Below are 16,574 nucleotides of genomic sequence, written 5' to 3'. Positions count from 1 at the left end.
ATTAGCTAAAAGTATAGGCTAAAACGCCCATTTGTAATGGGCGCGATTTTAAACACAAATCTATAAGAGTCTAGTCATTTTTAATCTAATTTTTTATTTTTTTCTGCTATCCATTGCGCCATATATTGCGTGCTTCGCATTGTATGATGTTTGAGCATTTGTCCGGTGAAGTTTTTTTCGCGATGGGCGCTTAAATCGCTGCTTATTGCATCTATTTTATTAATGAGCGCCGCGCTTAATTTTACTTTGTCGTAGAGCGTATTTAGTAGCGTATTGCCAGCTTGTTGAGCGTGTTCAAAATCAGTTTGACAGTTGTAAAGCTCAACGGCTGCATTTGCAAAATCTTCGGTATTATTGGCCACTTTACCAGACCATGGTAAATCGTTGTGCATGCCCTCTGCACCAATGCTGGTGGTAACGCTGGGTGTTTGCATTATCATGGCCTCAAGTAACTTACCTTTTATACCAGCACCAAAACGAAGAGGCGCTAAACACACGCGCGCGCTTTGCATTACATCATAGGCGTTATCGGCCCAGCCTTTTATTAAAAACCCCGTTTTAGGGTTATTAAGTGCGGTGGCTTTTGGTGGCGGGTATGAGCCATAAATATGCAGTTCTGCTTTTGGGAGTTGCTTACGAATTAATGGCCATATTTTTTGTAAATAAAGAACGGCATCCCAGTTTGGGGCATGTCTAAAGTTACCTATAGTCATAAAGTGCGCGCGTTCATCAAAGCTTTTTGCGGTTTTGGGCAATACGCTTAAATCGACCATAAACGGTAAATGGTGTAATAAGCTTGGCTCTACTTTAAACACACTGTTTAGTAAGCTCATCTCATAGCTTGAAATAATTAAACTTAGGTCGCAGCGTAAAATAGCCGCTATTTCGCGTTTTGCTATGTCTGAATGTAAATCGCTGGTGGTAAACTCGCGCTCGCCTTTGTGCGCTTCGTGGCGTGCATTACGTAGGCATTGTAAATCTTCAGTATCGAGAATTTTAACGGCATTGGGGCAATGTTTATCTACGCGCCAACCAAATTGCTCTTCCATCATAAAGCGGTCAAACATGACTATATCTGGATTATAGGCTTTAACGTATTCGTCAAAGCTTTCGCAGTTAAGGGCAATGCTTTGGCTTGTTATACCAAAGTGATCTAGGTTAACCATGTGCTCGGTACGCTGCGCTGGGGTTGCAAATTCAACCTCCCAGTTTTGCGCTTTAAATGCATTTAATAACGACATCATGTGCGTTCCCGCAGCAGACGAATTTGGCTCTGGCCATACGTAGCCAATTACCAGCACTTTTTTCATTGGCTAGAATCTCTAATTTGTAAGTTTACATTTACCAGCGTTTTAACTGGAGGGGCTGTATTTTGTAGCAGCTCTTGCACAACTAAAAAGCTGCGCTTTGCTATTTCATCGGTATTCATAACCACCGTACTCAAGCTGCAAGGCATAACACTGTAGTTAGGTAAGTGATGGCAGCTAACTACTTTTATAGTTTGATTTGCTGGCAAGTTAAGCGAATGTATTGCTGCTATAACACCTTGTGCAATTATATCGTTTGCGCATACCACAGCATTTAATTGTGGGTTTTGCTTGTAGGTGTTTAAAAATGTATTTTTAGCACTAAGCGCTTGGTTGTGCGGGCATGCTATAGCCGTTAAAGGCGTTATGCTGTGCTGCGAACAAGCAGTATTAAAGCCACTTTGTAATGCTAAAGATTCGCTCATTGTAAGCTCACAGCCTATAAAAGCGATGTTTGAAACACCTTGAGCGAGTATATGCATTGTTGCTACGTGGCTGGCTTTTTTGTAATCGGGCAGCACGCAAGGGGCAGCGCTAAAAGGGATTTCGCGCATTAAGGTAATAACGTTGTGCTGCGCGCTTAGTGTATCAAGCCATTTGGCACAGGTATTTACTACTGGGCAAATAATAAAAGCAGCTGCGTTATATTCTTTTAGGTTTTTTACTGCGCGTGTTTGTAGCTCGATGTTGTTATTAGTGCTTAGTATCATGGCTTGTAAGCCACTTTCGTTTAGCGTTTTTTCAAGGCTTGTAGCAAGCTCGGCCATTAAAGGGTTGGTTAAATCGTTTATTATAATGCCAATTAAGTTTGAACGTTTTGAGCGCATGGCGGCCGCATCGCGGTTATAAACGTAACCGAGTTCATCAATCGCTTTTAATATTTTTTGTTTGCTTTTATCGCCTACTTTTTCGCTTTTGGTAAGCAGTAAAGACACGGTTGATTTTGATACACCAGCACGCTTAGCAACATCAATAATAGTGACCGATTTAGCTGTGTTTTGCATTGTGTTTTGTGCGCCGCAGTGGTGAATAAATAGCGCTGTAGTGTAGCGTAATTAGGGTTATTAAGTCACCTTTTACAGGGGCTTAAGTTACCTTAATGCTTTATGAACATAGCAAAACGTGTTTATATACGCATATAACAGTAAAAAATAACAAAAGGATAAAAACATGAACGCTTTTAGGCTGTTAGTTGCCTTTATTTGTTGTGTTGCATTACTGCCAACAAGCCAAGCAGAGCAAGGCTATCAAACACCATCACCTGAACTTGCTGCTTTGGTTGACGCTAAATTAGCCCCCACTAGTTACTTATCGAGCGATGGCCAGTGGCTAGCGCTTTTTGAACGAAAACGTGTTGTAACCTTAGATGAACTTGCAAAAGAAGAGCTTAAACTGGCGGGTATTAAACTTAATCCGGCTAACTTTTCGCGCTCACGTGTTAGCGCAAAATACAGCGCAGTTGCGCTAAAGCACGTGCAGAGCGGCACAGTTATCAGTATTAATAACTTACCAAGTGGTATTATTCGCTCGCCTAAATGGTCATCTAATAGTAAGTATTTAGCGTTTATTGTTGAGCAACAAAGCCAAGCAAATTTATGGCTTTACAGCGTTGAGAGCAAACAAGCACAACAGCTTTCAAGTGCTGCACTAAACTCGGTATTAACGTCGTCACCTTATAAATGGCTACCCGATAGTAGCGCAATTGTTGCAAACCTTGCGGTAAATATTGATAAGGCAAGGCTTGAAAATAACAGCCAAAGTGTAGTGCCTGTTATTCAACAAAGCACCGGTGAAAAAGCACCTGCGCGTACGTATCAAAACTTATTAACGAGCCCGTTTGACGAAGCGCAGTTTAAATTTTACGGCCAAGGGCAGCTGGCTTACATTACGCTTGATGGCAAAGCCCAAGCTATTGGTAGCCCCGCATTATTTAAATCGTTTTCGGTATCGCCCGACTCTACCAACATTTTAGTTGCGGGTATTAACGAGCCTTTTTCGTATCAAGTACCTTACAGCCGATTTGCCAGTACGTGGCAAATATGGGGTATGCGCGGTTATGCACTAGCTGAGCTTGCAAAGCAGCCACTTGCCGATAACATTCCACAAGGTTACGACAGCGTACGCACTGGCCGCCGTGATTTTGAATGGCGAGCCGATCAAGGTGCTGAAGTTATTTGGGCCGAGGCGCAAGATGGCGGCGACATGAAAACCGATGTTAAGCACCATGATTATATTTACAGCTTACGTGCACCATTTAAACGCGAGCCTAAATTATTTGCCAAAGTAGAGCGCCGCTTTGCAGGAATGGAGTGGGGCAACGAAAACGTAGCCATGCTGACAGATTGGCGCTTTAGCGATCGCCAAGTGCGCACCTTTGTTATTCAACCTCGTAATGCTGACAGAAACCGCGTGTTGTTTTCAGAGCGTAGTTACAACGATGCGTATAAAGACCCAGGTAATGCAATTTACGAGCGCAACGATTTAGGCGCTAACGTAATTAAAATTGTAGGCGGGCGCTATATTTACCTGCGTGGCAATGGCGCATCAGAGCAAGGTAATATTCCGTTTTTAGACAGGTACGATGTAAAAACAAATAGCAGCAAGCGTTTATGGCAATCTGAGGCGCCTTATTACGAGCGCGTACGTGCATTGCTTGACGACGAAGGCGAGCGCTTTATTACAGTTCGTGAGTCTAAAACTGAGCAGCCTAACTTTTTTATTCGTGATTTAGATAACGATACACTGACCCAATTAACTAATTTTGCTCACCCGTACCCTGCATTTAAAGGCGTAACAAAAGAGCAATTACGTTATAAACGCGATGACGGCGTAGAGCTTTCAGGCACGTTATATTTACCACCAGGGTACGATAAAGCTCAGGGCCCGTTACCTGTACTTATGTGGGCTTACCCGCTTGAATACAAAGACAAAGCAGTAGCATCGCAAGTTCGCGAGTCGCCTTATGCATTTACCTACATTGGCTATTGGGGCCCAATGCCTTACCTTGCTAAAGGTATTGCCGTGTTTGACGACCCTAAAATGCCTATTGTAGGTGTTGATGGCAGCGAGCCAAACGATAACTTTAGAAAGCAGTTAGTATCAAGTGCGCAAGCAGCTGTTGATGTATTAGTTAAAAAAGGCGTTGCCGATAAAAACAAAATAGCCATAGCAGGGCACTCATACGGTGCATTTATGGTTGCTAACTTGTTGGCTCATAGTGATTTATTTAAAACCGGTATTGCCCGCAGTGGTGCGTATAACCGTACATTAACGCCGTTTGGTTTTCAGGGCGAAGAACGTGATTTTTGGCAAGCACAAAGTGTGTACGCTAATATGTCGCCGTTTTTCCATGCTGAAAAAATTAACGAACCAATGTTAATGATCCACGGTCAAGAAGATCCTAATTCGGGCACTTTCCCAATGCAAAGTGAGCGTATGTACGCAGCGCTTAAAGGCTTAGGTAAAGACGCTCGCTTAGTAATGCTGCCTTACGAGGCTCATGGTTACCGCGCACGTAAAAGCTTATTACATGTACTGTGGGAACAAGAGCAATGGTTAGATAAGTATTTGTTAAATGATACAGCAGAGCCAGTAGAGGTAATTACTGAACCAGCAGCAAATACTGCTCAATAATAAACATAAGTAAGCAATAACGCGGCTACTTATAGCCGCGTTTTTGTTTTAATACGAGAGTAAATTAATGATTGATATAGCAGCGCTTGCGGTTTTTATTCCAACGTTCTTTTTTGTGTCTATTACTCCAGGTATGTGTATGACACTTGCCATGACACTCGGCATGAGCATAGGTGTGCGCCGAACCTTATGGATGATGATAGGCGAGCTTTTAGGGGTCGCAAGTGTTGCCGTTGCTGCGGTACTTGGTGTAGCAAATGTAATGCTAAATTACCCAGATGCGTTCGCTATTTTAAAATGGGTTGGCGGCGGATATTTAATTTATATCGGCATAAACATGTGGCGCGCTAAAGGTAAAATGTCGATTAATACACATAGCCCAAGCGATGTAAGTCGCCGTTCGCTTTTTACTCAAGGCTTTGTAACTGCCATTGCAAACCCTAAAGGGTGGGCGTTTATGATCTCACTATTGCCGCCTTTTATTAGTGTACAGCACGCAGTAGCTCCACAGCTTTTAGTGCTTGTTTTAGTCATAATGGTAAGCGAATTTGTATGCATGCTTGCGTACGCCACAGGCGGTAAAAGCCTGCGCTTGTTTTTAGCGCGTGGTGATAATATTAAATGGATGAACCGTATTGCTGGTAGCTTAATGATGCTTGTTGGAATGTGGTTAGCTTTAGACTAATAAAAAAGAGCCTGTGGCTCTTTTTTATTTTACGCATACACTGCACTTAATTTTTTAACTAGAGCATACGTCATTTAACTGCGCTTTAAAAACGGTGCGGTTCTACTTTCTGTTGATTGCGCAACCTCTTCAGGTTTACCTTGTGCAACTATTACTCCGCCTTCATCGCCTGCACCAGGCCCTATATCAATAATCCAATCACTGTTACTGGCTACTTGCATATCGTGCTCCACCATAATGACGGTGTTGCCAGCATCAACTAAGCCATTTAACTGCGCCATTAGCATGGCTACATCTTTAGGGTGCAGGCCGGTAGTTGGTTCATCTAAAATATAAAGCGTATCGCCGCGCTGTGTACGCTGTAATTCAGTGGCAAGTTTAATGCGCTGGGCTTCACCGCCCGAAAGTTCAGTAGCAGGTTGGCCTAAACGTAAATAGCCAAGGCCCACTTGTAGCAGCGCATTTAGCGCACGTAAAATAGCGGGTTCATCGGCAAAAAATGTATGCGCAGACTCAACGGTTAAATTAAGTACATCAGCAATAGTTTTATCTTTATAGGTAATGTCGAGTGTTTTTTGGTTGTAGCGCTTGGCGTTACACACAGGGCAAGGCGAATACACGCTAGGTAAAAATAACAGCTCAACGCTTACAAAGCCTACGCCTTCGCAATTTTCACAGCGACCTTTTTTAACATTAAACGAAAAACGACCGGCATCGTACTTACGTGCTTTTGCCTCTTTGGTATTGGCAAACAGTTTACGTACGTGATCGAACAAACCAGTGTATGTTGCAAGGTTTGAGCGAGGTGTGCGGCCAATGGCTTTTTGATCAACCGTTATTAGGCGCTTTATGTGCTCAATGCCCCCAGTTATTTGCCCGCCGGTTGTTATATCAAGCTCTTGCTCGAGTAGCTCGGCTTCATCGGTAGGTATTTGTGGCTGCGATTTTTGCCCGAGTGCATCGTAAACCAAGTCAACAAGCGCTTGGCTTACTAAGCTTGATTTACCTGAGCCAGATACCCCCGTAACACTTGTAATAACCCCAAGCGGAAATTCTACATTAAGCTTTTGTAAGTTATTACGCTCAACATTTTTAAGCGTAAGCCATGCTTTTGCTTGGCGTTGTTTGTTTTGTATTTGTGTTTGCTGGGATTCGTTATTTTTAAATAAGTACTGGCTCGTGTGTGAGCTGCTAATTTGCTTTAAGCCCTCAACGGGGCCGCTATAAACTATATTACCGCCACGGGAGCCCGCATTTGGGCCTACGTCAACCACCCAATCGGCGTGGCGAATAACACTTACGTCGTGCTCAACCACAAACACTGAGTTACCAGCGGCTATTAGCTCATCTAACGCGGCTAATAATGCTTGTATATCTGCTGGGTGTAAACCTGCTGATGGTTCATCTAAGACGTAAACCACCCCAAATAATTTAGAGCGAATTTGCGTTGCAAGCCTCAAGCGTTGTAATTCACCAGGCGATAAAGAAGGAGTGGTGCGTTCAAGCGATAAATACCCTAAGCCAAGTTTGGTAAGTGCTTCTACGCGCTTAAGGATGTCGCTGGCTATACGCTTTGCGACTATGGTTTTCTCGGGGTTTGCAGCGTTACTTTTAGCGGGATTACTAGCGGCAAACCTTAACTTATCTGCCAGCTCATTGAGTGTTAACTGCGAAATTTCGCCTATATCAAGGCCCGCTACTTTTACCGATAACGACTCTTTTTTAAGCTTTTTACCTTCGCACTGCGGGCACTGTGATATTTGCATATACTGCGATACGCGCTTTTTAGTACGTGGGCTTTGAGTGCTCGCAAACGATTGTAAAACAAAGCGTTTAGCACTTGTAAATGTACCCATGTAGCTAGGGTTTTCTTCATTTTTAATAGCGGCTTGTGTTTGCTCAAGTGTGTACTCGGGAAACACTGGCACCGTAGGTGTTTCGTCGGTAAATAAAATCCAATCACGGGCTTTTTTAGGCAGGGTATTCCACGGTTTATTAATGTCGTAGCCTAACGAGGTAAGAATACGGCTTAGGTTTTTACCTTGCCAAGCCGGCGGCCATGCTGCAATAGCGCGCTCTTTAATTGTTTTAGTGGGGTCGGGCACTAGCAGCTCTTCGGTTACGTTAAATACACGGCCAATACCGTGGCACTCTGGGCAGGCGCCTTGTGGCGTATTGGGCGAAAACGCATCGGCGTACAGTATGCCTTGCCCATTGGGATATTCGCCTGCGCGTGAGTAAAGCATGCGTAGCGCGTTAGAAATAGTTGTTATGCTGCCAACTGATGAGCGAACCGACGGTGCGCCGCGCTGTTGCTGCAGTGCAACCGCAGGCGGTAGGCCTTCAATTGAATCAACATCGGGCTCATCTACTTGGTCTATTAATCTGCGTGCATATGGGGATACCGAATCAAGGTAACGATGCTGCGATTCGGCAAATAATGTTCCAAAGGCAAGCGATGACTTACCCGAGCCGGATATACCGGTAAAAACAACAAGTGAATTACGGGGCAAGTTTACATCCACATCTTTTAAGTTATGAACACGTGCGCCTCTTACTTGAATGCTGTGCTCTGGGTTTAATAAAGCCGATTGTGTTTTACTAACCTCATGTGACTTTTTAGGTGTGGTTGCCATGTAGTTTACTCCTGTTTAATAACCTTATGTTTATTAACGTGCCGCAAAGTATTAATACTAATGCGGTGACACTGAATGAGCGCTTAGCCTGTTTGTTGGGCTTTTAATAAGGTGTTTACATAATAGGTAAAAACTGTGAGTATAAATTTTAATCAAGCATTCAAGCATCTAAATTTAAAAGGACGTTTAATTGTGGCAAAAATTGTAGCTAGCTTTTTATTTTTATTAATACTTTGCGCCAATGTGTTTGCAGCGCAAAATAATGTACTAAACGTTGACCGCGCCATACCAAATAGTATGCACTTGTCGTTTCCAAACGATAACAATATAACGCCTAAAAAGTCTGACTTTTCAATTTTAAACTATGTACTTATGAGTAACGAAGAAGGGGAGCGTTGGGCGGTTATTACCCTTACTAATTTAGCCTCTGGTAAGCGAGAGCTTAATCAAGAACACGTATTAGCGCTGTTTGCAGATGGCAGCAGGCTAACACCAAACGAATTTAAGTTAGGCTTTAATGGTAACCAAACACAGTCGGTAACGGTATCGTTTGCTGAGCATACGTTTCCTATTTTAAGTGTGTATTCGAGCAATGATCAGTAACACATTTTTAGATAAGTTAAATGTGTAGTAATTGCTTTAGTTTATCGGCACCGGCTCTGCTGGTACTTAGTTCAGATTTAATGTCATTATTTACAATCACCATCAATTTGCCGTTAACTGTTTTTGTAATAATGTTCATGACTGTATTCCTTATCAAAAAAATAGGTGTTTGGCGTTTTGTTGATAAGAAATTTAGCGAGCTTTTTAACCTGCTTCATTAATAGCTATCTGAATCGACATTATAAGAGGTGAACCGATATAAAAGTAAATGGGCGAAGTGGATGGGAGTTCAGGATTTAACCTTGTTCGAATGTTTTTTTTGGGTGGTTATGAGCTATTTAAAGACGCTTAGGAGTTATGATGTCTCAAGTCAAGATTTGATAACCATATACAAAGCTCTCCGAGTTTACGATTAGGAAAATCCGTACTGGACTACAAACATAAAACCTGATTTCAGTAATCAAGCGCGCTAATCAATTCAAGCCTTATATTCAACAATCAAAAAAACACCCGGTAGGTAAAACTGTTGGTTTCGGTTGCACTAATGGATTAAGGTCTCTCGAATGCTACCCAAGTATTAAAGGCACTCTATTAAACTAAGACCTTTTTTAATCATGAGGTTTTGTTTTCTAAAATCTGATTGAGGTAAACGTGATAAATAACTAACCGCCCCTACTAAGAGGTTTTCATCTTGATAACACCTTGGTGTTTCGTGGGGTTCTAAATGCATGTACTTTAATCGTTTTGCAAGAGAATGTGTTGACCTTACCGTAGGTACTGTAGTTTAATGACCTTAATATGTAGGGATACATTTGTTAACTTTTTGTTGGTAGGTGTTATTTTGTTGGATAGCTCGCAATTTAAGGGACTAAAATGTTTAAAGTTAAAGCGTATATTTTATCAATTACAGTATGTTCGGTACTAATTTCAGGTTGTAGCTCTACACCTAAAAGCAACGCTTCAGATATGGGGATAAAAATACCTTCGTGGGTGTTGAACCCTACAGCTGAAAGTGGCTTAATTGCTTCATCGTGTGTTGTCGCATCAAATAGCTTTGCGATGGACAAAGCAGAAGCAACGATGCATGCACGCACTGAACTTGTGAATCAACTAGATAGTCGTATTGCCTCATTACAAGAACAGTATTCTGAGAAAACTACTAATCCAGATGAAAGCGTATCACAATCAAAACTCTTAAACACGACGACTCAGTTTACTGAGCAAGCCTTACGTTCATCAAAAGTTATTAAAGTTGACTATGCACAAATGGGTGAACAAAAAAACTTATGCGCTTTAGTGACAGTAACAGAAGAAGCTGCACAATCACTATTTAAACAAGTGATAAAAAAGGCACCAGTTAAGTTAAGCCCAGAAAATGAAACTTTACTGTATTTAAACTTCATTAAAGCTGAAAACGCACAATAGTTGTTAGGACAAATATAATGGCAACAGAAATGCAAAACAGTGATGCAGAACAGCAAGAAAATGTAAAAAAAAAATCTCTCTATGAATATTTTGTCGCTATTGCCTTAGGCTTAATGGCAATAGGGCAATGGGGTGATACTAAGGATATTGCAGTCGAGGCTTGGCAGTTAACGCTGTCAAACTTCACACATAAGTATGAATATGAATCGTTAAATCATGTAAATGTAGGCAGTAACTTAGACTATATCTCAACACATTTTGGTAAGCCAAAGTTAATTAAAAAAAGTAAATATCATGAAAATTTAAACTTTGCGTATTACCTTGAAAAAAAGTTTATTCTTACTTTAATTTTAGAAGGTGACAGAGTAAACGCTTATACCATTACAGGTTTAGTTGACGACTTTATCCCATATGGGTTACTCGATAAGCAAGAAAAAGAAAATACTTTATCGATTGCTGATAATTATACTAAATTCCAAGATTTTACATTAGATTTCAATAATGTTGAGTTCTTACTTGTGAAAGAAGAATTAGGTAAAGAAAAACTGTTTGTTAATCAATATGTTGGTGCTATTGGTTATGAACAAAATATTAATGCTTCAAAAGCCGAGTTTAGAGGCTTATATGAAAAGCTTAATATGGATGATGAGGCCCCAAACCTATTGGCAGACGTTAAGCGACTTACCAAGAAGGTGAGAAACAACTTTTACGGTGTTGGTGAGGTGAGTTTGTCGGTAGTGGCAGATTCAGTATTAACAGACTTTGAGTATTCGTTGTATTACAAAAAATAAGGATATTTTTTATCATGGCTTTTAAGCGAATCGTGTCATTAGCACTAGTTATCGGTGCAACATCAGCAGGTTCAGCTGCTTATGCTGTGCAAAGTGATTTTGCTGATTTCAAAAAGAAATACCAGAGTAAGTACAAAGAATATACAGATAACTACACTCAACGTTATGAAGCTTATAAAAAAGAGCTGATTGAAAAGTGGGGGGTTGCAGAGCTAAGCTCAGACACTGAATATGTTACTTACTCTGATGATAAAAGCGTTAAAATCATTGCTAACTTTGAAAACGACACTATCGAGGTCAGTATTCAACGAGATGCTCAAGGTCGAATCACGGCGGATGACGAAAAAGTGATGGTACGTGATGCAATTATAGAAGCGCTCAACGTAGCCCCTAAAACGGCTGCTAAACAAAATGTTGAATTTGCTTTTACGCCAGCGAAAACCCCGCAAACTATTTTATCCTCTAACACCAAAAAACCAGCGGAAAAAATATCTTTAAAACAAGATACCTTATTAGCGCATCTTGGAATTGAGGATGGAAAAGATTTAAAGGCTGCCTTAAGTATGGTCGAAGAAGTTCCGGCAGAAAAACAACAAGCGATAGTTGTTGCCAGAACAGAAAAGAGGCTTTTGCAACAAATTGCTCAGGTTGATCAGTTTATTGAACGAGGAGAGCTTCCCTCGAAACAAATAAAACGTGCTCAAGGTAAAGTTGCGGAGTTGAACAGTCAACTGAATGAATTAAGTCAAAAGCAAGATACAGTAACGAAGAAAAATATAAAGTCTTATAAAATTCAGCTAAAACGAGATCGCTTTAATAAAGCTGAAAAGTATTTATCCCAAGTGGCTATGCAAGCTAATCAGTGGCAGGTTGAACAAGAGGTTTTACTTGCTATTATGGAAACAGAAAGTCACTTTAACCCTATGGCTAAATCACACATTCCTGCTTACGGTTTAATGCAAATAGTGCCATCCACTGCCGGTGCCGATGTAAATAAAAAAATATTTTCCATCAACAAAAATCCTACGCCAGAGCTCTTATTTAATGGTACAAAAAATATTGAATATGGCAGTGCTTATTTCAACATTTTAATGGGCCGCTACCTAAAAGAAGTTGAAAACCCAACAAGCCGTATGTATTGCGCAATTGCAGCTTATAACACAGGTATTGGCAATTTAGCGAGAGCTTTCAATAGTGGTGAAAGAGGCCGTATGAAAGCGATTAATAAAATTAATAAGATGACACCAGAGCAAGTGTTCGAAGTAATTAAAACTAAAACCCATACAGAAACTCAGCGTTACCTGATCAAGGTTGTAAATAGTAAAAACTATTTTGCAGAGCATATATAAGGAGAGGTTATGTTTTTACGTTATATAATTATTGCTTTTGTTAGCTTAATTACTTTGAATAGCTTTGCATTAGATGTTCCTGCAGATAACAAGCAATTCATTTATGGATTAGGTACTGATATAAACTACGACCAAGCTCAAAAATCAGCGATGGCTGATATTGTCATGAAGTTATCAACCCGTATTACGGCTAAATCTCAAATCACACAAACGAAAGAAAACAACCAAACGCAAACACGTGCTACTCAACAAACTGAGGCGGTTAGTCGTGGTATTGAATTACCGAATGTTGAAGTAGTGGCGAGTGAAGAAAAGTTAGGGAATTGGTATGTTCTAGTGCGTGCTGAACGTAAGCTTGTGCAACGCTCTATAAGGCATCAACTGGTAAATTTAAATGTTGATCTACTTTTCGCTTTAGAAGAATTTAAAGGTAATTATACGCCATCATGTTTTTATGCGCTTTCTGATGAACAGAACAACAAAGAAAAGTTGAATGAGCTTATCCCTGCTTATGTTGGCTCTGGTATTAGTGATGGTTCAGAAGATGAGTTTTATCAAACCATTAATACTTTCGAACGTACGTTTAAAAAATGTAAAAAGCGTAATAGATATACTTTAATTTTTTCAGAATTGGTTAGTTCTGAGTTTAAAAGCTCAGCAATAAAGTTTTTAAAAAATAGTGGCTTTTACATTGTTGGTAGTGGTGAAAATACTGGTGTTGTGCAATTCAATATTAAGAAAAATCAAACACTAGCCTATAAAAACCATCTTACAATTTTAAATACTGAAATTTTAGTATTTGATGAAACTGACACTTTGAAATACCAAGAATCATTCAAAGTGAAAGGCTCTTCGTTTGAGTCAAAATCTCAGTCTTTAGCAAGAGCTGAAAAAAGCTTATTGAAGAAAATAAAATTAAATAATTGATAAAAGGGAATTAACAAATGAACATGAAGAGTCTTTTAGTTAGCATGGTAGCCACTTTAACCATCACAGCGTGTGTTTCTACCCAGCCACCAACTGCATTACCAACATTTCCAGATGTTAATATTGATTCTTTACCGGGCACGCCTGATGACTTAGACAGTATTCAAAGCAGTAAATTACTTGTTGCTCAAGGTACCAAAGTAGGGGTGCCAGAGTATGTGCAGGCTTTATTTGCTGACAGCATTCGAGAATTTGTTGTTGACAGTGGATCAGAAGTTATTGATCGCCAAATGGCGCAGCGTTTTATTGATGAAATTCAATTAAAAGAAAATTTAGCTGAAGACTATGATGCTTATGAAGGTCCGGTAGAAGCTAAGTTCTTAGTTATCCCCACGATCACAAGTTACTCTTGGGGTAGTGAATATGAAAAGTCTTATACTACTAAAAATAAAGACGGTGAAAGTACAAGACATCCTGACGAATGTGATTACACAGGCCGGGCAAAAGGTAACATTCAGATTCGTTCATTACCTTCAATGAAGCAAATTTTATCTGTGAATTTATCTGGTCGTAAGTCTACTTCGCAAGAGAGCCCTTCTAGTCGCAAATGTAATGAGGGCAGTATGGTTAATGGCGTAATTAAAGGGGCTATTGGTGAGTTACTTGAAAAAGGTGATGACGATTACGTAACTTTAAGCAAATATGTAGGTTCACAAGGAATAGTTACTGGTGCTAAGCAAGCTGAAGGTAAAATATATTTTGAAACTAACTTAGGTCGTATACACGGCGCTAAAGCAGAACAGGCGGTTTCTATTTATATAAAGATGGATGGTGAGTTAGTCAAAGTTGCTTCTGGTGAACTTGTAGATAAAGACAATATCTTTAATCGTAAGTCATTTATAATAGTTGAAGAAGAGCACCAATCACGTATTAAACGTGGCATGATCGTCATGCTTTCAGGTGAATGTACAAACATGTTTTGTTCAATAGACAACACAATCAAATCTATAACTAAATAACAATGATGATTGCAGTAGGTATCTTGTTGTTATGAAAAGCAAAGAAGAGGTTTTAGTATTTATTAAGCGGTTATCCCCGCTTCAGCGGGTGATAATTCAGGCGCATGATTTTCCTGATCATGATGCTATTTCTTCTGCTTATGCATTATCAGTGCTGCTATCTCACTATGAGATCAGCACTCTGATTGTCTACAACGGAGAAATTGACAGAATTTCACTTTCTAACCTGATCCAATGGTTAGAAATTCCAATTTCCCATTGCTCACAAGTAAAGTTAAACCCGTCAGATAAAATCATTAATGTTGATGGTTGCATCGGTGAGAAAAATGTAACAGACGTACCGGGCGATGAGATTGCAGTAATAGATCATCACACTATTAAACCTACTAAATCATTTTGGTTTAAAGATATTCGTAGTGATTATGGAGCCACTGCGACCATTATCTGGGAATATTATAAGTTACTTGGTATAGAAATGTCGGTACAGGTGGCGAGTGCGTTATTAGTAGGATTAAACGTTGATACCGCGAATATGACAAGGGGCTTCTGTAAAGCTGATATTAAGGCTTTTGTTTACTTAAATGCCCGCTCAGATTTATCCTTTGTTAATCGTGTGTTGAGAAATACCTTGATGCAAGAGGAACTAAGGAATTTTGAGCTCGCGTTTAGAAATTTGTCTGTTAATAATGGTGTTGCCTCTGTGATACTACCTGAACCATGTCCTAAGAATATGCTAGGTATGCTGGGAGATTTTCTTTTATCCGTTAACGAATTTGATGTTGTTATTATAGCTGTTAAACAAAATAACGGTTTGCAACTATCGTTTCGTTCTGAGTGCCAATATGTTGATGTTGGGCAGTTAGCAAGAGAAACCTTAAATAATACCAATAGAGGTTTTGGTGGCGGACATAGACATATGGCTGGCGGTATTGTTTTACCTGAATATATAAGCATGTTCACTGAAAAAAATAACCATTTTAAACCATTCATTAAAAAAATTAGTGAATGGCGCGCTTAATTATAAGAGGGAAGTATGGAAAAACTGTTTGAGTCAATGCTTTGGAACAGCCGAATTGTACTCGTTTTTGGTGTTATCTCATGTATGGTGACTGGTGTCGCTTTGATTTGTTTGGGTTTATATGAAGTTATTCATCTAATTTCAGCTTTATTTGATTATTTAATTACTCACTCAAGCAATGTAACCCGCGACAATATTATTCTTTTTGTTATTGAAATTTTAGATACGTTTCTGCTGTCAGCTATATTATTTATCTTTGCTTTTGGTTTATACGAACTGTTTATCAGTCCAATAGAAAATTCACGGCAGCATACATCAAAAGCTTATGAGATAAAAACCATAGATCAGCTAAAAGCTAAGCTAGGTAAAGTTGTCATTATGCTATTAGTGATTAAGGTATTTGCTTATCTTGTTGAAATTAAACCAAAATCTATGGTTGAACTACTATACTTAGCTATTATAGTTTTATTAGTAGCGATAAGTTTATGGCTTGGTCATGCCGAAATAAAGCGCTCTAATTGAGATATAGTTAACGTTTACTATAAATGCTTTGCATTCTAAGGTGTAAATTATTATCTTATTGAACAGCCAAGTTAAATTGCTTTTTTCTAGGTTTAGAGTTTCACTGGATAATGCAAAGATATTTTGATTTTGGGGAGGAATTTTCTTAGAGCAATTGAGCACCATATCTAATATTAATTCAGCGTCATGTTGTTCATCTTTTGAACTGCTGGGGAACATAGCTTGTCTGTATCGAGCAAATGTTAATTCATAAATAGAGTAATCAGTAACTAAGTTATATTTTTGTAAGGCGTATACTATTAGTCATTTATTTAACTCAATTGCAACAAAAATATTGCCTTTTCCCTCGCTATGTGATGCTTTAATCCAATAATTAACTGATTCAGTTGGGTGAGGAGTTACGTTGAACGTGTGAACCACCTTGTCTTTAACATGCATATATATCATGCTTTTTATCTACCTAACCAAGGTCAACATATGTAGAAAGTTGTCGTTTTTAATGTTTATGCCAAATCGCCGATTATTGAATTTGTTATGTATTTTTTACTCTTAGAAGAAAATGTAAACAGTATTTGTAAGACAAGCCATGAGTATTTTTTATGATTCAAATAACTCAATACTTCGAAAGAAAAGGGGTGCTCATTAAATGATGCTGGCAC

General features: G+C 39.5%; 14 protein-coding genes. 10 read left to right on the top strand and 4 right to left on the bottom strand.

Going from position 1 to position 16,574, the window contains the following annotated elements:
* Positions 1–80: 80 nt before the first annotated feature.
* Both J8L71_RS06320 and J8L71_RS06315 read right to left on the bottom strand, forming a co-directional pair.
* Complete coding sequence (locus J8L71_RS06320) at positions 81–1,310, bottom strand: glycosyltransferase (RefSeq protein ID WP_210999791.1); 1,230 nt, start codon at positions 1,308–1,310, stop codon at positions 81–83.
* Positions 1,307–2,311: a LacI family DNA-binding transcriptional regulator gene (locus J8L71_RS06315; RefSeq protein ID WP_210999790.1), complete on the bottom strand. Its 1,005-nt coding sequence runs from the start codon at positions 2,309–2,311 to the stop codon at positions 1,307–1,309. Before J8L71_RS06315 ends, J8L71_RS06320 begins: the two co-directional genes overlap by 4 nt.
* A 166-nt stretch (positions 2,312–2,477) precedes the next feature.
* Between J8L71_RS06315 and J8L71_RS06310 the strand changes: the two genes are divergently transcribed.
* The gene (locus J8L71_RS06310; RefSeq protein ID WP_210999789.1) at positions 2,478–4,940 is read left to right on the top strand and encodes a prolyl oligopeptidase family serine peptidase; all 2,463 of its coding nucleotides are present in this window, start codon (positions 2,478–2,480) and stop codon (positions 4,938–4,940) included.
* 67 nt (positions 4,941–5,007) lie between these two features.
* Positions 5,008–5,625: a LysE family translocator gene (locus tag J8L71_RS06305; protein ID WP_210999788.1), complete on the top strand. Its 618-nt coding sequence runs from the start codon at positions 5,008–5,010 to the stop codon at positions 5,623–5,625.
* 74 nt (positions 5,626–5,699) lie between these two features.
* On the opposite strand, the gene uvrA is transcribed toward J8L71_RS06305, so the two are convergent.
* Positions 5,700–8,261, bottom strand: a complete 2,562-nt coding sequence (uvrA, locus tag J8L71_RS06300; RefSeq protein WP_210999787.1) for an excinuclease ABC subunit UvrA — start codon at positions 8,259–8,261, stop codon at positions 5,700–5,702.
* Between the two features lie 228 nt (positions 8,262–8,489).
* Here uvrA and J8L71_RS06295 point away from each other — a divergent pair, with 228 nt between their 5' ends.
* A complete protein-coding gene (locus J8L71_RS06295; protein ID WP_348771786.1) occupies positions 8,490–8,864 on the top strand; it encodes a hypothetical protein in 375 nt (124 codons plus the stop codon).
* Between the two features lie 16 nt (positions 8,865–8,880).
* Here J8L71_RS06295 and J8L71_RS18605 read toward each other — a convergent pair whose 3' ends face one another.
* Complete coding sequence (locus J8L71_RS18605; protein WP_282098387.1) at positions 8,881–9,003, bottom strand: hypothetical protein; 123 nt, start codon at positions 9,001–9,003, stop codon at positions 8,881–8,883.
* A gap of 734 nt (positions 9,004–9,737) precedes the next feature.
* Here J8L71_RS18605 and J8L71_RS06285 point away from each other — a divergent pair.
* From J8L71_RS06285 to J8L71_RS06255, 7 genes are read left to right on the top strand one after another with little or no spacing between them, the layout of a single operon-like run.
* Complete coding sequence (locus J8L71_RS06285) at positions 9,738–10,289, top strand: hypothetical protein (protein ID WP_210999785.1); 552 nt, start codon at positions 9,738–9,740, stop codon at positions 10,287–10,289.
* A 17-nt stretch (positions 10,290–10,306) separates the two neighbouring features.
* Positions 10,307–11,080, top strand: coding sequence for an ETEC_3214 domain-containing protein (locus tag J8L71_RS06280; protein ID WP_210999784.1), 774 nt, complete (start codon positions 10,307–10,309; stop codon positions 11,078–11,080).
* 14 nt (positions 11,081–11,094) lie between these two features.
* The gene (locus tag J8L71_RS06275; RefSeq protein ID WP_210999783.1) at positions 11,095–12,429 is read left to right on the top strand and encodes a transglycosylase SLT domain-containing protein; all 1,335 of its coding nucleotides are present in this window, start codon (positions 11,095–11,097) and stop codon (positions 12,427–12,429) included.
* Positions 12,430–12,438: 9 nt separating this feature from the next.
* Positions 12,439–13,356 carry an LPP20 family lipoprotein gene (locus J8L71_RS06270; RefSeq protein ID WP_210999782.1) on the top strand — a complete coding sequence of 306 codons (918 nt, stop codon included), beginning with the start codon at positions 12,439–12,441 and terminating at the stop codon, positions 13,354–13,356.
* Positions 13,357–13,373: 17 nt separating this feature from the next.
* A complete protein-coding gene (locus J8L71_RS06265) occupies positions 13,374–14,375 on the top strand; it encodes a hypothetical protein (protein WP_210999781.1) in 1,002 nt (333 codons plus the stop codon).
* A 31-nt stretch (positions 14,376–14,406) separates the two neighbouring features.
* On the top strand, positions 14,407–15,393 hold the full coding sequence (locus J8L71_RS06260; RefSeq protein ID WP_210999780.1) for a DHH family phosphoesterase: 987 nt from the start codon (positions 14,407–14,409) through the stop codon (positions 15,391–15,393).
* Positions 15,394–15,408: 15 nt separating this feature from the next.
* Entirely contained in the window at positions 15,409–15,915 is a 507-nt protein-coding gene (locus J8L71_RS06255) for a YqhA family protein (protein ID WP_210999779.1), read from the top strand.
* Positions 15,916–16,574: the final 659 nt, after the last annotated feature.

Origin of the sequence: Pseudoalteromonas sp. MMG007 (assembly GCF_018100985.1) — a bacterium.
In the GTDB taxonomy this organism is placed as follows: domain Bacteria; phylum Pseudomonadota; class Gammaproteobacteria; order Enterobacterales; family Alteromonadaceae; genus Pseudoalteromonas.
This window is presented reverse-complemented; position numbering and strand designations above follow the sequence as displayed.

Bases quoted from the DNA above. Each gene is read 5' to 3' on its own strand.
- J8L71_RS06320 (WP_210999791.1), bottom strand. From the start codon at position 1,310: ATGAAAAAAGTGCTGGTAATTGGCTACGTATGGCCAGAGCCAAATTCG.
- J8L71_RS06315 (WP_210999790.1), bottom strand. From the start codon at position 2,311: ATGCAAAACACAGCTAAATCGGTCACTATTATTGATGTTGCTAAGCGT.
- J8L71_RS06310 (WP_210999789.1), top strand. From the start codon at position 2,478: ATGAACGCTTTTAGGCTGTTAGTTGCCTTTATTTGTTGTGTTGCATTA.
- J8L71_RS06305 (WP_210999788.1), top strand. From the start codon at position 5,008: ATGATTGATATAGCAGCGCTTGCGGTTTTTATTCCAACGTTCTTTTTT.
- uvrA (WP_210999787.1), bottom strand. From the start codon at position 8,261: ATGGCAACCACACCTAAAAAGTCACATGAGGTTAGTAAAACACAATCG.
- J8L71_RS18605 (WP_282098387.1), bottom strand. From the start codon at position 9,003: ATGAACATTATTACAAAAACAGTTAACGGCAAATTGATGGTGATTGTA.
- J8L71_RS06285 (WP_210999785.1), top strand. From the start codon at position 9,738: ATGTTTAAAGTTAAAGCGTATATTTTATCAATTACAGTATGTTCGGTA.
- J8L71_RS06280 (WP_210999784.1), top strand. From the start codon at position 10,307: ATGGCAACAGAAATGCAAAACAGTGATGCAGAACAGCAAGAAAATGTA.
- J8L71_RS06275 (WP_210999783.1), top strand. From the start codon at position 11,095: ATGGCTTTTAAGCGAATCGTGTCATTAGCACTAGTTATCGGTGCAACA.
- J8L71_RS06270 (WP_210999782.1), top strand. From the start codon at position 12,439: ATGTTTTTACGTTATATAATTATTGCTTTTGTTAGCTTAATTACTTTG.
- J8L71_RS06265 (WP_210999781.1), top strand. From the start codon at position 13,374: ATGAACATGAAGAGTCTTTTAGTTAGCATGGTAGCCACTTTAACCATC.
- J8L71_RS06260 (WP_210999780.1), top strand. From the start codon at position 14,407: ATGAAAAGCAAAGAAGAGGTTTTAGTATTTATTAAGCGGTTATCCCCG.
- J8L71_RS06255 (WP_210999779.1), top strand. From the start codon at position 15,409: ATGGAAAAACTGTTTGAGTCAATGCTTTGGAACAGCCGAATTGTACTC.